Below are 14,775 nucleotides of genomic sequence, written 5' to 3'. Positions count from 1 at the left end.
GAAAAGAGTAAGGCGGCGTGCCCCGCGCATGGGGTACGCCGCCCAGGTCGAAGGCGCTACTGGATCGTAACGTTCTCGTTTTCTTCAAGCCATTCGTTCAGGTAGGCCCGGACCTCGTCCGACAGGTTGGTGGCCTGCTCGAAAATCGTGGAAGCCGCCTCTCGGCCGACAATCTGCTCATATTCCAGGAAGATTGATCCGGTTGCTTCTTGCGCCTCTGGGTCGGCAAGCAAATCGCGGATCGCCTGGGTATAGGCCTCAACGATTTCGTCGGGGGTGTCGGCGGGCAGGGCGATGGCCTTGTTGGTGGCTGCACTCATCGAATGGAGCGCGCGCCATGCTTCCAGTGCGACGCCAGTCAGCGCCTCGCCATGGACCTGTTCGTAGACTTCCAGAAAATGGGGCAGGTCGGGGAAGTTGGGGTCGCGGACGATCTCGCCCTCGGCATTCACCACGCCTGCGGTGAACAGGGGCACGGCGCGCCCGGCTTCAACCAGTTCGATCCCGGCGTTGGAATAGCCTGTGGACGAGTCGAAGTTGATGTTGAACTCACCACGTTCATACGCCAGCCGCGATGGCCCACGGGACAGACCCCAGACCGTGTTCACTTCGAATCCGAGCAAATCGAACATCAGAATGATCGGCAAATCGGCGCCGGTCGGGTTGTTGCCGCCATAGACCAGATCAGCGCCTTGCAGCACCTCGATATTCTCGGGGCCCGTCACGTCAAGGTCCGGATTGGCATAGATGATGGAGCCTTGGGGGGAGGCGAGGACCGGGATGAAGTTTTCCAGATCATATTCCACATTGGGATTGCGGAACGCGTAGTTCGACACGCCTGACGCCGAAATGGACACGGCGTGAAGGCCGTCCGGTTCGCTCTCGGCTTGAAACACGTTCATGCCTGCAATGGTGCCGGCGCCGGGCAGGTTGCGCACGATAATCGTCGGCTCGCCGGGCAAGTGTTGTTGCAGCCACGGCACCAGAGTGCGCGCGTAGCTGTCGTTACCGCCACCGGGGGAACCGGGAGTGTAGAGCGTGATGGTCTCGCCCGCGAATTCCTGCGCGGATACCGCACTGGCGGCCGCGATCGCGCCTGCCGCAACCATCGTGAGAAGGTGGGTTTTAAGTTTCAAAGTCATATTAGTCTCCCTTTGTATTTGCAGTGTCGTGCTGGTGAAGCTGCGCTTTGCGCCATTGGGCGAGCATGGGTTTCATGCCGCCGATCTGGATCATGTCGAGCAGCCGTTCCGGCAGCGGCGAGAAGTTTGCCGACTTGCCGTTGGTTTCGTTGTGAAATGCGCCCGTGCTGAAATCGTGGCTCGCAATATCGCCATCTGCGACCATGTCGGTGACACCTGCGCAGTCGCGATGGATCAGAACCCCCCGGCTGATGGCGCCGCGATAGGCGTAAAAGGGCATGGATTCACACAGCACGTGCAAGCCCAGTTCCGCGATGGCGATGAGCGCTTGGGGATGCGGTTTTCCATGGGCAAAGTTGCGGCCCGCGACGATGATATCACCCGGTCGGCATTGGGCGGCGAACCCTTCGCGGACACGCTCGAACAGGTGGTGTTTCAACTTCTCCGCGTCGAATGGGTAGAGTTGCGCATAGGCGTGGGGAAGAACCTCGGTATCCATTCCCATGTCGTGCCCGAAGACGTGGCAGCGGCCGTGGATGACGGGGGAGGCATCGCTCATGCTGCGCACTCCGCCACGCGGCGCGGGTCGGTAATCTGACCCTTTATGGCTGAGGCCGCCACTGTTGCGGGGCTGGCCAGATAGATATCGGAGTCGGCCGCGCCCATCCGCCCCGCTGTATTCGTCGCCACAGTCGAGATCGAAACCTCGCCCGGTGCCATCGGCGCCATTTGCCCACCCGCGCATGGCCCGCATCCCGGCGGCAGAAGAATGGCGCCGGCGTCCTGCAAGATATCTATCAGCCCTTCGCGCCGCATCCGCGCGGTAATGGCTTGGGTGCCCGGTGCCACGAACAGACGCGTGCCGGGGGCCACGCGGTTTCCTTGCAAGGTCCGGGCGACGATTTCCATGTCCGAATACATGCACGACCCGCAAGAACCGACCACGGCATGGTCCACGGCGCGGCCCTCGTGCCCCTCGATCGAGACCGCCCTGTCGGGGCTGCCGGGCAGCGCCAATTGCGGCGTCAACTGTGACAGGTCGAAATCTATCACCGCCTCATAATGGGCATCGGCGTCACTGTAGACCGGTGTGAAAGGGCGTTGCGCAACGGTTCTGGCGGCGTCGATGATGTCTGCATTCGGCTCGAAGAAGACGTTGCAAACGCCAATCTCCGTAAGCGTATTGCACAAGGGCACCCGTTGTTCGGCGGACAGGGCGTCAACACCCGCGCCGCCGCACTCGATGATGCGATAATCCCACTCCGCCCCGAAAGTGCCGTCGGTAAAGCCGCGCGCAAGTACGAAGCCCAAATCGCGCGACAAGACGCCTTCGGGCAGGGTCCCGTGCAAATTGATCCGGACCGTCTGCGGCACCTCGACCCACATAGTGCCTGTGGCGAACACCGAGATGATCTCGGGACCCGTGCGCATCACCAGCGCGCCCACCGCCCCGTTATTCGTGCAATGCATGTCATTGGCGAAAGCGAAGGTGCCGGGCAAAACAAGACCCTTTTCAATCGGGTAGACATGCCCCTGGGCTGTGTTGCCCACGTCCAGAAAGTTGCGGATACCCCAGTCACGCGCAGCCTTTCGGATCGCCGCGCCTCGCTCGGCATGGGCCTGTGTGGTGTAGAGAACAGTGTGATCCGTCACCAGCAAAATGCGGTCGGGGTCGAAGACCCTGTCGATGCCCAGATCATCCAATTGCTCTTTGCTGGACGCGATATAGCCGTCATGACAAATGACGAGTTCGGGATCGGGATAGACTACATCTCCGGGGCTTACACGATCAAGGCCGCTTGCCTTCGCAAGGATTTTCTCGCCCGCCGTCATGCCCATGTTTCAGCCTCCCCAAGTTGCCAGACCTGCCGTTTTATCAACGCTAACAAGGATGCAGGGGCCGGGATAATGCCGATTGCGGCTCGGGGTATGCCTTTAGGGTATAGGGCTTTAGCGCAACGCAGGTTGCGGATCTGGCCTCAGAGACCGATGGGCGGGGACTGGTACCTCAGCCGACGCTCTTTTGCGATGTCGCGCATGGTTTCGATGAACAGGGTGCGTGCGGCGACCATCGGCGTGGGGAGATCTTCCCGCCTGCGGGTGTAGAGACAGAAGTGGCGTTCCATCTCTGGCCACTGTCCTTTGAGCCTGACGACCTGGCCGCGCGAAAGCTCGTCTTCGAACGTGGAAATCGGCGCGATGGCAATGCGCTCGCTGCGTGTTACGGCGCTTTTCATGAAGGAGATCGACGCGGTGTAAATCGCGGTATGGGATACCTCCAGCCCGATGCCCTCCATATACTCGACCAGTCGTTGCAGGATATAGGCCTGCGAGTCGGGCAACACCCACGTCATCCGCTTGAAGGGCCGAATGGAGAAAGTATCCAGATCGGCGGCGGGATGCCCGTGACGCGCGAAAAGCCCGATTTCATCACTGAACAGGTACTCCGTGTCGAATTCTTCGAAGGATTCCTGTGGGTTGCCCACGGTTGCGACCATGTCGATCCTGCCCGACGTCAGCTCGGACAACAGGTGCGGCTTCAGGGACTCAACAATCCTTACCTGCGTATCTCCCCAATTCTTCAGCATATCGATCACCGCCTGAGGGCCAAAGCTGTGGGCCATCGTGGGGGACATGCCGATCGAGATCTTTTCAGGCCGTTCCCCCTTCAATTGGTTCAGGGAACTGACGGCGTCGCGCAGTTCCTGCTCTACGCGGCGTCCATGCTCCAGCAGGAGTTCGCCCGCATCCGTCAGGCGGACGCCCTTGTGACTGCGCTCAAACAGACGTGCGCCAAGCCGGTCTTCCAGACGTTTCAAGTTCCGCGTCAGGGCCGGTTGGGAGATGTTAAGCTCACTCGCTGCCCGATTGATACTGCCACAATTGGCGACAGTCAGGAAATCCAGCAGGCTCGGGACCGAGAAGTTCTTTATGTTCACGTTGTCCTCGTGCGTCAGGAGCTGCGCCTTATGTCGGCACAGGGATCGGGGGCGGTGCGGCCGCGACGGTCGCGTTGCTGGCCCAAGCAACGGTTGGCTTACACCCCTTCAGTCTTCATGCCAATTCGGCGACCAACGCCTTGCGGTTCTTGCCGTGCCTTTGGGCAAGCGACTTCATCTGCTGGCCTTTGTCAGGGATCAGGCGGGCGGGTTCTGGTCTGTATTTGCGATCGGCAAGCTGCGGGAAAAGATAGAGAATTTCCTCGGAGGCCTCTGGGGGCAGCCCTGCAAGAGCTTGCGGCCCAAGATAGAGACTCTCTGTCGCCGCCCCTTCTGATAACAGAAGCTCGTGCCGGTCGAGTAATACGTGAAAATACGTGACCCCGGTTGCATCCTCAATGACGGTGATCCCGTCGATCCCAACCAGCTTGATGGCCGGAACAAGCACATCGGCCGTGTCGAACATGCGCTTTGCGATCGCCGAGCGGACCAATATCCGATGCTGCGGAGAAACGATGAGGTCCCGTGTGGGGGTGCCTGCTCCCAACGCGCCCGCCGCGATCCGGACAGGTCTCAACTTGGGCTTGGCGGTCAGGTCCTCAAGGTCAAGCGAACGCGACCCGATCCAGCGGATCGGCTGTTGGCCGTGATCCAGCGTGCTGACGTAATCCCCGACTTTCAGACATTCGACCGGGACTTGCCCGGAGCCTGTGCCGATCATCGTTCCAGCCGCGAAGCAGACGACCTGAACGTTCTCAATGTCCTTGGCGCCATACTCACTCGGGTCGGTCTGACTATATAGGGTGTCGTTGCCCTTACCGCCGTCGATTTCGTCCAGCGACGCATTCGCGCCAATTCTTATGACGTCGTCACCCTTATTTGTCTTGAGGTGATTGTGCATCGTGAAATCGTCACCGGCGGTGAAGATGTCCACGCCGTCCGACCCGTGATAATGATCGAGGGTAACGCGATCACCGGCATACAAGGTGATGGAATCCGCCTTGTCCGCGTCGATGAACGTTTCACCTAGGTCGACATCATCACTGATGTTGATTGTGGGGTTGAGGTCATCCTTGAATGTGACGTCCAGCTTGTTGGCGTTGCTTTGCTCGAACCGTACTTCGAAGTCGGTGGACGCCCCGCTGGCGGACTTGAACTCGATCTTGTCGTCTGCGGATGGATCGACAATGAACACATCGCCATCATTGACCTCGATCTTATCGCCAGCGTTGATCTCGTTCGGACCAAGCGGATCTTTGTCTTTTGAAACGATGATATACGTGGGCATCGACTGACGCTTTCATTAAATCGCCCGACATCATGTGTTGGCGATATTTTCGTACGAAGACAGCGACAGGAACATATGCTCTGAATTTAACACTTCGTCAATCTGCGGTTAAGGATTTGGGCCGTAGTATTCACGCCCAATGCAGCGGCGCTTTGTCCCACGGCCCGACGATCAAGCCAACAAGATGCGGCCCGCGCCCCGAAGGTCTGCAATGCGGGCTGTGACCCGCCTCAACACAGACGTCCCGGGTTACTGAGCCACCGCGCCCGCGGCGCCGAAGGCAGCCCAACCGCCATCCACATTTATCGTAGTTCCCGTAATGTAACTTGCCCAATCCGAGGCAAGGAAAACGGCCGCTTTTGCCATTTCGTCAGGTTCGGCCAATCGGCCCACAGGCGTTCTTGCGATGATGTCAGCGGGATCAAATACATCCCGCTCAATCAAGTCCGCGACCATGGGTGTGCGCGTATACGCCGGTGCAATCGCCGTGACGCGAAGCCCGCGAGGCCCCCATTCACAGGCGAGCGTTTTCGTCAGATGGTTAACCGCAGCCTTGGCCGCTCCGTAGGCGCTTCTGCCCGGAAACGCGTTCAATCCGCAGATGGAAGAGACGTTCACGATCGCGCCGGAACCGTGGGGCAGCATGCGAGCGGCGCAGGCCCTGTTGATTGAAAAAGTGCCCCGCATGTCGACGTCCATCACCCGTTGCCAGGCTAGAATATCCAGTGTTTCCGCCGGGGCTTTCTCGTCGCCGATCCCGGCCGCATGGATCAGGATATCAATAGCACCCAATTGCTGTTCGGCCCTTTCTGCGATCGCCGCGCAGTCGGCATCAATCGAGACGTCGCCGGTGACGGCCGCAACAGCGCCGATCCGGTCACACGCTGCTTCCGCGCCGTCCTCGTCCAAATCCGCTAACACCACGCGCGCGCCAAGGCTGGTCAACAGGCGGGCAGTGGCGAAGCCGATGCCGCTGGCACCCCCCGTCACGATTGCACGTTTTCCGCTCATTTCCATTGGCTTGATGTTCGTCATTCGCAGTTCAATCCACTTCATCGACCGAAACCAGCTTGGGGGCGATCGTCGAATACGTCGTGATCCAAACGGACGATCCAGCGCGGCGAACTGACTGATAGCTATGGTGCAGATGCCCGGCACGGGGCCACAGAATCGGGTGCCACTGCGTGAACAAAGCAACGGAAAGTGAAGCCGACTATATCGTCGTCGGCGCAGGCGCGGCGGGTTGCGTTGTGGCGGCGCGGTTAAGCGAGGATGCGCGCAAGCGGGTGATCTTGATTGAGGCAGGCGGGTCCGACCGCAATCCGTTGATTGCCATACCCGGTGCAAATGTCGTCACCGGTACCGACCCTGCGTTGAACTGGAACTTTGAGACCGAGCCAGAGCCCGCGTTGGATGGGCGGCGGCTATATATGTCGCAAGGGCGCGTGATGGGCGGGTCGGCCTCGATCAACGGCATGATGTTTTTGCGCGGCAGGGCTGTGGATTTTGACGGCTGGCGTGCCGATGGATGCCCCGGTTGGGGGGCAAGCGATGTCGCGCCGTGGTTTCGCAAGCTGGAAGATCACCCCTATGGACAAGACCCCCAGCACGGTTCTGGCGGCCCCATGCGCATCTCCAGAGGGGCTGCGACGGCGCCTATTTGTGATCTGTTTCTGGAGGCGGCCGAAGCCAGCGGCATCGCGCGGGTCGAAGACTTCGTGCAAGCGGGCCATGAGGCGGCGGGCTATGCTGACCTGTCCATTGACCAGGGGCGGCGGGTGTCTACCGCGACGGCATACCTTGGGCGTGCGCGGTCCCGTCCGAACCTGAGGGTTATCACCAAGGCGCATGTGACGCGTATCGTGATAGAGGGAAAACGTGCCGTAGGCGTTGCCCTGCGCCGTGGCGCCAATGAGGAAATTTTCCGCTGCAACGCAGAGGTGATCGTGGCGGGCGGGGCGATCAATTCACCGGCATTGTTGCTGCGCTCGGGGATTGGCGACCCGAGCGCGCTGTCCGGTGTGGATGTCGTCCACGACCTGCCCGGCGTTGGGCGGAACTACCAAAATCACCCGATGTACAAGATGATGTTCACCACCAATGCGCCGCTTACGGCCTATAGCCATGCGCGCCCTTTGGGGGCGATCCGGGCCGGGTTGTCCTATATCACCGGACGTCGTGGCGTCTTGGCCAGTGGGTTGTTTCCTGTTGCTGGATACTTTGACGCGGTGCCGGGCCAGCCCGAGACATTGTTACAGATTTGCATGGCGCCGGCGCTGATTATCCGCCGGAAACCGGGCGTGTTGGGGGTATTGCCCAAACAGCACGGGTTCTCGGTCCTGTTGTATCAAGGAGTGCCGTTCAGCCGCGGCCGTGTGCGCCTGAAATCGGATGATCCGATGGCCGCGCCCGCGATCGAGGCGGGCGTATTTTCGGATGCGCGTGACCTGGAGATTTTGGCACAGGGGGCACTGCGAATACGTGCGATCATGGACGCGCCGCCCATCCGCGACGTGATCGGGGCGGAAATCGCGCCGGGACCTATTGCTGACAGCCTTGAGGCGATCAAATCCGATATTAGCGCCAATATATCGGCCAATTATCACGTCGCTGGCACCTGTCGCATGGGGCTGGGGCGTGACGCGGTCGTGGATACGCGGCTTCGAGTTCACGGGCTTGATGGGCTACGGGTGATTGATGCCTCGATCATGCCGACGGTGGTGCGTGCCAACACCTACGCCACGACTGTGATGATCGCGGAGCGCGGCGCCGCCTTCATTGCCGAGGATGCGCGTTGACGCGCTGGAAAGGATGACATGGAAACGCGACTGTTGGGAAAATCGGGCCTGCGGGTGTCTGCCATCGGATTGGGGTGCAACAACTTTGGCGGCATGATCGATGGGTTGGACCTGGACGGGGCCCGTGCGGTGATCGAGGCGGCCCTTGATGCGGACATCACGTTTTTCGACACCGCCGACAGCTACGGCACCGACGGCGGGTCAGAAACGGTCTTGGGTGAAGTCCTTGGCCCACGTCGCAAGGACATCGTGCTGGCCACGAAGTTTGCCTCGCCCATGGGCGGGCGGGCGCGAGGTGATTACGACGGCTCTCGCCGTTATATCATGGGCGCGGTAGAGGACAGCCTGACGCGGCTCAAGACCGATTACATCGACCTCTATCAATATCATTTCCCCGATCCGAACACGCCAATTGAAGAGACGTTGCGCGCGTTGGAAGACACTATTTCGCAGGGGAAAGTTCGCTACATCGGATGCTCGAACCTTCCCGCCTGGCAATTGGTTGATGCCAGTTGGACAGCCCGCAGTTTCGGCGGGGCGGCGTTCCTTTCGACTCAGGCGGAATACAATATCCTCAGCCGGGATGTGGAAGCCGACCTCCTCCCCGCTTTGCAGTCGACCGGAATGGCATTGCTGCCCTACTTTCCATTGGCCAGCGGGCTGCTGACCGGAAAATACCGCAAGGGCGCGCAGCCTGATGCAGGGCGGTTGGTGGATCTGGCGTATTTCAAGGGCGGGCTGACCGAGGCACGTCTGACCCAGGTTGAGGCCTTGATTGCCTTCGCGCAAACGCGGGGGCGTAGCCTGTTGGAGCTGGCTTTCGCATGGCTTCTGGCGCAGCCGCAGGTGGCGTCGGTGATGGCGGGCGCGACCCGTGCCGAACAAGTCCGCGCGAACGCCGCTGCGGTCGAGTGGCGGTTGACGGCAGATGATCTTGTAGAAGTTGATCGCTGTCTGGGCATGGTGGACTGACCGGCAGCGCCGTCTGTTTGGACGATACTGGCGTCCCCGATGCCCGATAGCTTCCCGGGAATTGGCACACGAAAGGAATTTTGGATGGACATCCTGATAGTCGGCGGCACCGGCATGATTGGTATCAACACGGCGCTGCATTTACGCGGGTTGGGCCATTCCGTTTCCCTTGCCGCTCGCAGCACGCCGGACGCGCCCGACCATCCGGCCCACGAATTTCCGATCGTGCTGGGGGATTTCTCCAAGGGTGATTTTCTGGAAGATGATCTGGCCGCCTTCGAGGCGGTCGTTTTCGCCGCGGGCAATGATCCCCGCCACATGCCCCAAGGCGCGGACGTAGAGGCGTTCTACCGAGACACCCAATCCGAGGGCGTGCCGGCTTTCGCCAAGCGTGCCAAGGCGGCCGGTGTGAAGCGCTTTGTGCAGGTAGGCAGTTATTACCACCATCTCCGTCCCGATCTGGTGGAAGGCTCTGTCTACATTCGTGCCCGCAAATTGGCGGATGACGGGGTCCGCGCCCTGGCGGGTGACGGGTTTGCACCCTGCACGCTTAACCCGCCGTCCATCGTCGGGGCTGTGCCGGGAATGCCAGCCTTGCGCTACCGGACCTTGGCCGAGTGGGGGCGGGGACTGCACCCCGAAATCCCCAACACCGCGCCGCCGGGGGGCACCAACTACATGTCTGTGGCGGCTCTTGCTCAGGCCATCGCTGGGGCGTTGGAACATGGTGAGGCCGGGCGCGCCTACCTGATCGGAGATGAAAACCTGAGCTACCGTGACTTCTTCCAGCTGTTCTTTGATGTGGCCGGCACCGATACGCAGATTGCGATCGAGGACGCAGAGCATCCGCTTCTGCCCGATCCCTATATCGTTCAGGGGCGCGGCAATACTCTGTCCTACGAACCATCGTCCGAGGATATGGCCGCGTTAGGTTATACCCGCAACGACGTGCGGCGCGCGGTGGCAGAAGTCGTGGAAATGGCGGGCGGGCAGACGGGAGAAGCATCATGACCGACGATATTCTACAGGTTGCAGGCAAGGTTGCGTTGATCACGGGCGGTGGGGCAGGGATTGGCCGCGCCACGGCAGACCTGTTCGCCGAGGCCGGGATACGATTGGCCATCGCCGAGAATGACCCCACCCGCCTCGCAGATTTACGCGCCGCCATGCCTGACGCCTTGATCGTGGACGCCGATGTGCGCGACCGCGATGACGTCGCCCGCTTGATACAAGAGGTGGAAGACCGGTTTGGGCGGCTCGACATATTAGTGAACAACGTGGGCGATTACCTGAAGATCACCAGTTTTTTCGCCGACAGCACCGAAGAAGAGTGGGAGGCGCTCTACGGCGTCAATCTGCTGCACATGTTTCGCGTCACCAAGGCGGCCTTGCCCCTGATGAAAAAAACCGGACCCGGGGGGGCGATCATCAATCTCTCGACCGTCGAGGCGTTTCGCGGCATCCCACGGGCCACGGTCTATGCGGCGTTCAAATCGGCCATCACCGGGTTCACCCAAAGCCTTGCGGTGGAACTTGGCGCCGATGGTATTCGCGTCAACGCAATCGCACCGGAAACCACAGATACCGCTCAGATCACGGCGGATTCGAAGGTGCCTCTGGCCAACCGTCCCCACATCGGCACATGGTTTCCCATGGGGCGTTTTGGACGCGGCGAAGACAGCGCTGGTGCGGCCCTTTACTTGGCGTCCGAACGGTTGTCGGGGTGGGTTACGGGCACCAGCATGGTGGTTGATGGTGGCGTGTTGGCCGCTGGCGCCTGGATGCGCATGCAGGGCAAGGACACGTTCACGCACCTTCCGATCATTGCCGCCGACGGATACACGGACATTGAATAATGGCGGCGCCAAAAGCCGGGGAAAGTCAAAGAATCGCCCTGAAATGCTTGAATCGGGTGCCGAGATCGTCTGATTGGACGACGCGGCACATCCAGAGCGGCCCAAGGTGGACTTGGAAAAAATGGGAGGATCTAACGTGACGACTTTCGGACACAAACTCTATGGCTACACAGCCATTGGCGCAGCTCTTGTGGCGCTATCGGCGGGTGCCGCCACCGCGCAGGATCAAGACACGTTCCAGATGGGCGCGATTGTCTCCATCACAGGTGGCGGCGCAGCCATCGGGACGGCGGCATCCATGGGCTGGGAATTGGCGGTGGCAGAAATCAACGCCGCCGGTGGCATTTTGGGGCAACAGATCGAGTTGACCATCGCCGACAGCGAAACGGACCCGACACACGCGGTAAGCGAAGCGCGCCGATTGGTCGAGAACGTTGGCATCGGCGGCATGGTTGGCCCGGTGACGTCGCAGGAAACCATTCCGGTAACGGCTGTTCTGACCGAGGCAGGCGTGGCGCAGGTGACGACAGCGGCATCGCCGACACTGACGCCCGACGTCGCGCCCTATCACTTCTCCAACTCGCCCACGGGTCTGAACCAGATGATCGCAAACGTGATCTACGCGGTCGAGGTTCTGGGAGCCGAAAACATCGCCCTGATCTCGGACAATGGCGGCATGTCGCAAGCGGCCGCAGCAGAGATCGCCGCCTACATGGAGGAGTTGGGCTCGCCGCTGGTGGAGATCCAGGAATTTGCGTTCCGCGCCGAAGATATGACACCTCAGATCTTCTCTATGCGTCAATCCGGTGCGGATGCGATCTTGCTGATCAACTCGCTTGTGGATGACACCCGCCGGTTCCTTCAGAACCGCGAAGAAATCGGTTGGTACGTGCCGGTCCTGGGTAGCTTGACGCTGACCAACTACGCGGCCGGTATTGCGAATGATCTCGGCGAAGAAGTGTTCGAGGACGTTGTCTCCGTTCAGTTCAGCGGCATGACCTATTGTGCCGGCGATCCCATTGGTGAAAGCGATTTCGCGCAATATGCGGCCCGCGCGACGGAAGCCTATCCCGATATCGCCGAGGTCGGTGGCCCCTCGGGCATCGCGCCATTTTATGTAGAGCCGCACATCCTGGCCCAAGCCATCGAAGGCGCGGGCACGACTGACGGCGCCGAAGTGGCCGCGTGGATCGAAGCGAATGCCGCCGAGATCGACAACATGTTGGGCACCTTCGGGGCGAGTGGCACGAACCACTTCCTGCCTTCGTCAGATGCCATGGTCGTGGTTCAGAATCCCTACGCACAGCGCGAAGACGGATTGGTAGAACGCATTCAATGCGACGGCTGATCTGAAAAGACAGTCTCTCCCGGAAAGGGGCGGCCAGCGATGGTCGTCCCTTTTTTCATGGGCATCTCAGTGTACGCCCCCTTGGCCATGAAAAAAGGGCCGCCAAGATCAATTGGCAGCCCCCGTTACAAGCGATCCGATAGGATCACGCCGTCAGATCAACGTCTCTAGCTGGGATTTGTCGAACCCTTTGCCATCTTCGGCACGCCCGTTGCGCAGCAGCTTGGGCCAGTTCGGGTCCGCCAAAAGCGCGCGCCCCACCGCCAGCAGGTCGAATTCGCCTCTTGCCAGAGGCGCGGCGACGGCATCCAGGGACGCCGCGCCTGATGACTTGATCCCCGCCTGCGCCAACCCGACACCCCCAACCGAGATGGTCGGCAATCCGGTCAGCTCTTTCACCCATCCCGACATCGTGCGGGCGGGGTCAGCATCAGGGAACCCCGGTTCCCAAACCCGGCGGGTAGAGCAGTGCAAAATGGAAAGACCCGCATCGGCAAGGGGACGCAGGATCTGTCCGAGCATGTCTGGCGTGTCTGCCAACCGCACTTTGTAATCCTGCTGTTTCCATTGCGACCACCGAAGCGAGACGGGAAAGTCCGGCCCGACCGCAGCGCGTACAGCGGCAATTACGGCGACGGGGAAGGCGGTACGGCCCTTATGGTCTCCGCCCCACTGATCGGTGCGACGGTTGGTGCGGTCCCAAAGGAACTCATCCAACAGATACCCGTGCGCCCCGTGCAATTCGACGCCGTCAAATCCGAGCCGTTTGGCGTCGGCGGCCGCCTGTGCATAGGCCGCGATGACGTCGGCAATATCGCCGTCGGTCATCGCCCGGGTCGCGGCATCGCCTTCGGCTGCGGGGTTTGTATTCTCGGAGGGGCCAAGGCCCGGAACGGCGGGTTCGGGTGCCATGCCCGGTTGCCGAAAACTGCCCACATGCCAAAGCTGGGGGAACATTTTGCCGCCCGCCTCGTGGACCGCGTCAATCACCGTTTTCCACCCCTCCAGCGCCGCCCCGTGAAACCGTGGCACGCCCCGATAACACTCGGCCGAGGGGTGATTGATGTAGGTGGCCTCCGACAGGATCAACCCAACACCGCCTTCGACACGGCGTCGGTAATAGGCCGCAACGTCCGCGTGGGGGATACCATCGGGGCAGAAATAACGGCTCATCGGGGCCATGACCAAGCGGTTCGGCAGGGACAGGCCCGCAATGTCTATCGGAGAGAAGAGGGGGGAAAGATCAACGGACACGGATGTTACTCACTTCTTGGCCTTTGCGCATCGTTTCGATGAAGCGCTCCAGCGGTGCGGGGTCGGCCACGGCGGGCGTGGTGTCTGGGCCCGAGCCTTCACGGGACCAGAACGCCGCCCAACTGGGGAACAGGTCGTGGAACCCGCCCTCGTAGGGGTCGCGCCCGGGCCACCGCATTTTCTGATTGCCCAAAGGCGGTTTGTTGAGGTCGGTCGCATACCAGTAAAGCGGCTGACGAGAGCGGAAATACCAGCGCTCGCCGATCCGCTCATAGCGATCATGGTACATCATTTGCATGATGACCCATTCATCACCGGTTTCATGCTCGTTCTTGGAGTAGACGATGCCGACGGCGGTGTCAGGATCGAGGAATTCGATGATCTGGTTGCCAACGTGATGTGATGTGCCAGTGAATTGCTGGCTGAGCGTCTGCGTGAACCATGCTTTCAGCGCCCCGCGCCCGACCTTGCCGCCCCCTGCGCGGACGTCTTCGGGGAACAGGCCGACCAACGCATCCATGTCGCGCATATCGAGGGCGAGCGCGTACTTGGACGGCAGTTGCCGTATTTCCTCGCGGGCCTCGATTCGGTCGAGGCGGGCGCGAATGTCGTTCAAATCAGTGTCGGTCATGTGGGGTTTCCCTGCGGTTCGGTCCAGTTCAAAAGTGCGCGGGGGACGTCGGCCCCGTCCAACAGGCAGGCTTTGCGGGTCACAGCCTGCCACGTCCCGTTTTCCTTGCGAAACGCCCATCGGTTTGCGCTGACCCGCTCTGCCATCCAGCCCCCTGTGGAAGCATCGTGCAAGAGCACGACCGAATAGCCGTGGGCCGTTGCGAACGCCCCGTCCACGACAATCTTGTGGGGCGACAAGACATGCGCGCATCCCTTCGTGACATAGGCGCGATGCTGATCCATCTCCGCAATTCCGGCGATCTCGGCTCGGCCATTCAACGTCACGTCTGCGCCGATGTCATAGGTGCCGTCGGCGGCCCAGATCGCGGCGGCGCCGTCGCCGTCCAGCGCATCAATCGCGGGGCCATATCCCGCTATCAGATCGGCAATGGTCTGGCGATCTTCCAGCGCGGTAAGGCGCTCATTCAGTTTTTCCAAACTCTCAGGCACATGCAGGTCCATCTATTGCGGGAGACAAGGAACACGTCGCACGGCAGGCGGCAATC

Annotated in this window: 14 protein-coding genes; 5 read left to right on the top strand and 9 right to left on the bottom strand. The window is 60.9% G+C overall.

The genetic code is table 11. The annotated features are described in order from the left end of the window. Positions 1–56: 56 nt before the first annotated feature. The 6 genes from AADW23_RS16555 to AADW23_RS16530 form a co-directional block, all read right to left on the bottom strand. The gene (locus AADW23_RS16555) at positions 57–1,142 is read right to left on the bottom strand and encodes a tricarboxylate transporter (protein WP_341862047.1); all 1,086 of its coding nucleotides are present in this window, start codon (positions 1,140–1,142) and stop codon (positions 57–59) included. Between the two features lies 1 nt (position 1,143). Further along, positions 1,144–1,701 carry a hypothetical protein gene (locus AADW23_RS16550; protein ID WP_341862046.1) on the bottom strand — a complete coding sequence of 186 codons (558 nt, stop codon included), beginning with the start codon at positions 1,699–1,701 and terminating at the stop codon, positions 1,144–1,146. Further along, positions 1,698–2,981, bottom strand: coding sequence for an aconitase family protein (locus tag AADW23_RS16545; protein ID WP_341862045.1), 1,284 nt, complete (start codon positions 2,979–2,981; stop codon positions 1,698–1,700). The genes AADW23_RS16550 and AADW23_RS16545 overlap by 4 nt, the downstream gene beginning before the upstream one ends. A 140-nt stretch (positions 2,982–3,121) precedes the next feature. Beyond that, positions 3,122–4,081: a LysR family transcriptional regulator gene (locus AADW23_RS16540; protein WP_341862044.1), complete on the bottom strand. Its 960-nt coding sequence runs from the start codon at positions 4,079–4,081 to the stop codon at positions 3,122–3,124. A 115-nt stretch (positions 4,082–4,196) separates the two neighbouring features. Beyond that, the gene (locus tag AADW23_RS16535) at positions 4,197–5,369 is read right to left on the bottom strand and encodes a Hint domain-containing protein (protein ID WP_341862043.1); all 1,173 of its coding nucleotides are present in this window, start codon (positions 5,367–5,369) and stop codon (positions 4,197–4,199) included. A 249-nt stretch (positions 5,370–5,618) separates the two neighbouring features. Next, entirely contained in the window at positions 5,619–6,404 is a 786-nt protein-coding gene (locus tag AADW23_RS16530; RefSeq protein ID WP_341862042.1) for an SDR family NAD(P)-dependent oxidoreductase, read from the bottom strand. 149 nt (positions 6,405–6,553) lie between these two features. Between AADW23_RS16530 and AADW23_RS16525 the strand changes: the two genes are divergently transcribed. From AADW23_RS16525 to AADW23_RS16505, 5 genes are all read left to right on the top strand, one after another. After that, on the top strand, positions 6,554–8,167 hold the full coding sequence (locus AADW23_RS16525) for a GMC family oxidoreductase N-terminal domain-containing protein (RefSeq protein ID WP_341862041.1): 1,614 nt from the start codon (positions 6,554–6,556) through the stop codon (positions 8,165–8,167). An 18-nt stretch (positions 8,168–8,185) separates the two neighbouring features. Next, on the top strand, positions 8,186–9,139 hold the full coding sequence (locus AADW23_RS16520; RefSeq protein WP_341862040.1) for an aldo/keto reductase: 954 nt from the start codon (positions 8,186–8,188) through the stop codon (positions 9,137–9,139). Positions 9,140–9,223: 84 nt separating this feature from the next. Continuing rightward, positions 9,224–10,150 (top strand): NAD-dependent epimerase/dehydratase family protein, encoded by a 927-nt coding sequence (locus tag AADW23_RS16515; protein ID WP_341862039.1) that lies wholly within the window; start codon positions 9,224–9,226, stop codon positions 10,148–10,150. Next, the gene (locus AADW23_RS16510; RefSeq protein WP_341862038.1) at positions 10,147–10,995 is read left to right on the top strand and encodes an SDR family NAD(P)-dependent oxidoreductase; all 849 of its coding nucleotides are present in this window, start codon (positions 10,147–10,149) and stop codon (positions 10,993–10,995) included. The genes AADW23_RS16515 and AADW23_RS16510 overlap by 4 nt, the downstream gene beginning before the upstream one ends. A gap of 136 nt (positions 10,996–11,131) precedes the next feature. Continuing rightward, positions 11,132–12,343 carry an ABC transporter substrate-binding protein gene (locus AADW23_RS16505; protein ID WP_341862037.1) on the top strand — a complete coding sequence of 404 codons (1,212 nt, stop codon included), beginning with the start codon at positions 11,132–11,134 and terminating at the stop codon, positions 12,341–12,343. Positions 12,344–12,496: 153 nt separating this feature from the next. Here AADW23_RS16505 and AADW23_RS16500 read toward each other — a convergent pair whose 3' ends face one another. From AADW23_RS16500 to AADW23_RS16490, 3 genes are read right to left on the bottom strand one after another with little or no spacing between them, the layout of a single operon-like run. Further along, positions 12,497–13,597 (bottom strand): 12-oxophytodienoate reductase, encoded by a 1,101-nt coding sequence (locus tag AADW23_RS16500; RefSeq protein ID WP_341862036.1) that lies wholly within the window; start codon positions 13,595–13,597, stop codon positions 12,497–12,499. After that, a complete protein-coding gene (locus AADW23_RS16495; protein ID WP_341862035.1) occupies positions 13,587–14,228 on the bottom strand; it encodes a nuclear transport factor 2 family protein in 642 nt (213 codons plus the stop codon). Before AADW23_RS16495 ends, AADW23_RS16500 begins: the two co-directional genes overlap by 11 nt. Further along, complete coding sequence (locus AADW23_RS16490; RefSeq protein ID WP_341862034.1) at positions 14,225–14,719, bottom strand: nuclear transport factor 2 family protein; 495 nt, start codon at positions 14,717–14,719, stop codon at positions 14,225–14,227. The genes AADW23_RS16495 and AADW23_RS16490 overlap by 4 nt, the downstream gene beginning before the upstream one ends. Between the last annotated feature and the right edge of the window lie 56 nt (positions 14,720–14,775).

It is taken from the genome of Gymnodinialimonas sp. 57CJ19 (assembly GCF_038396845.1).
Taxonomy (GTDB): Bacteria; Pseudomonadota; Alphaproteobacteria; order Rhodobacterales; family Rhodobacteraceae; genus Gymnodinialimonas.
This window is presented reverse-complemented; position numbering and strand designations above follow the sequence as displayed.

Coding starts and splice junctions, on each gene's coding strand:
- AADW23_RS16555 (WP_341862047.1), bottom strand. CDS start 1,142: ATGACTTTGAAACTTAAAACCCACCTTCTCACGATGGTTGCGGCAGGC.
- AADW23_RS16545 (WP_341862045.1), bottom strand. CDS start 2,981: ATGGGCATGACGGCGGGCGAGAAAATCCTTGCGAAGGCAAGCGGCCTT.
- AADW23_RS16510 (WP_341862038.1), top strand. CDS start 10,147: ATGACCGACGATATTCTACAGGTTGCAGGCAAGGTTGCGTTGATCACG.
- AADW23_RS16520 (WP_341862040.1), top strand. CDS start 8,186: ATGGAAACGCGACTGTTGGGAAAATCGGGCCTGCGGGTGTCTGCCATC.
- AADW23_RS16550 (WP_341862046.1), bottom strand. CDS start 1,701: ATGAGCGATGCCTCCCCCGTCATCCACGGCCGCTGCCACGTCTTCGGG.
- AADW23_RS16535 (WP_341862043.1), bottom strand. CDS start 5,369: ATGCCCACGTATATCATCGTTTCAAAAGACAAAGATCCGCTTGGTCCG.
- AADW23_RS16495 (WP_341862035.1), bottom strand. CDS start 14,228: ATGACCGACACTGATTTGAACGACATTCGCGCCCGCCTCGACCGAATC.
- AADW23_RS16530 (WP_341862042.1), bottom strand. CDS start 6,404: ATGACGAACATCAAGCCAATGGAAATGAGCGGAAAACGTGCAATCGTG.
- AADW23_RS16515 (WP_341862039.1), top strand. CDS start 9,224: ATGGACATCCTGATAGTCGGCGGCACCGGCATGATTGGTATCAACACG.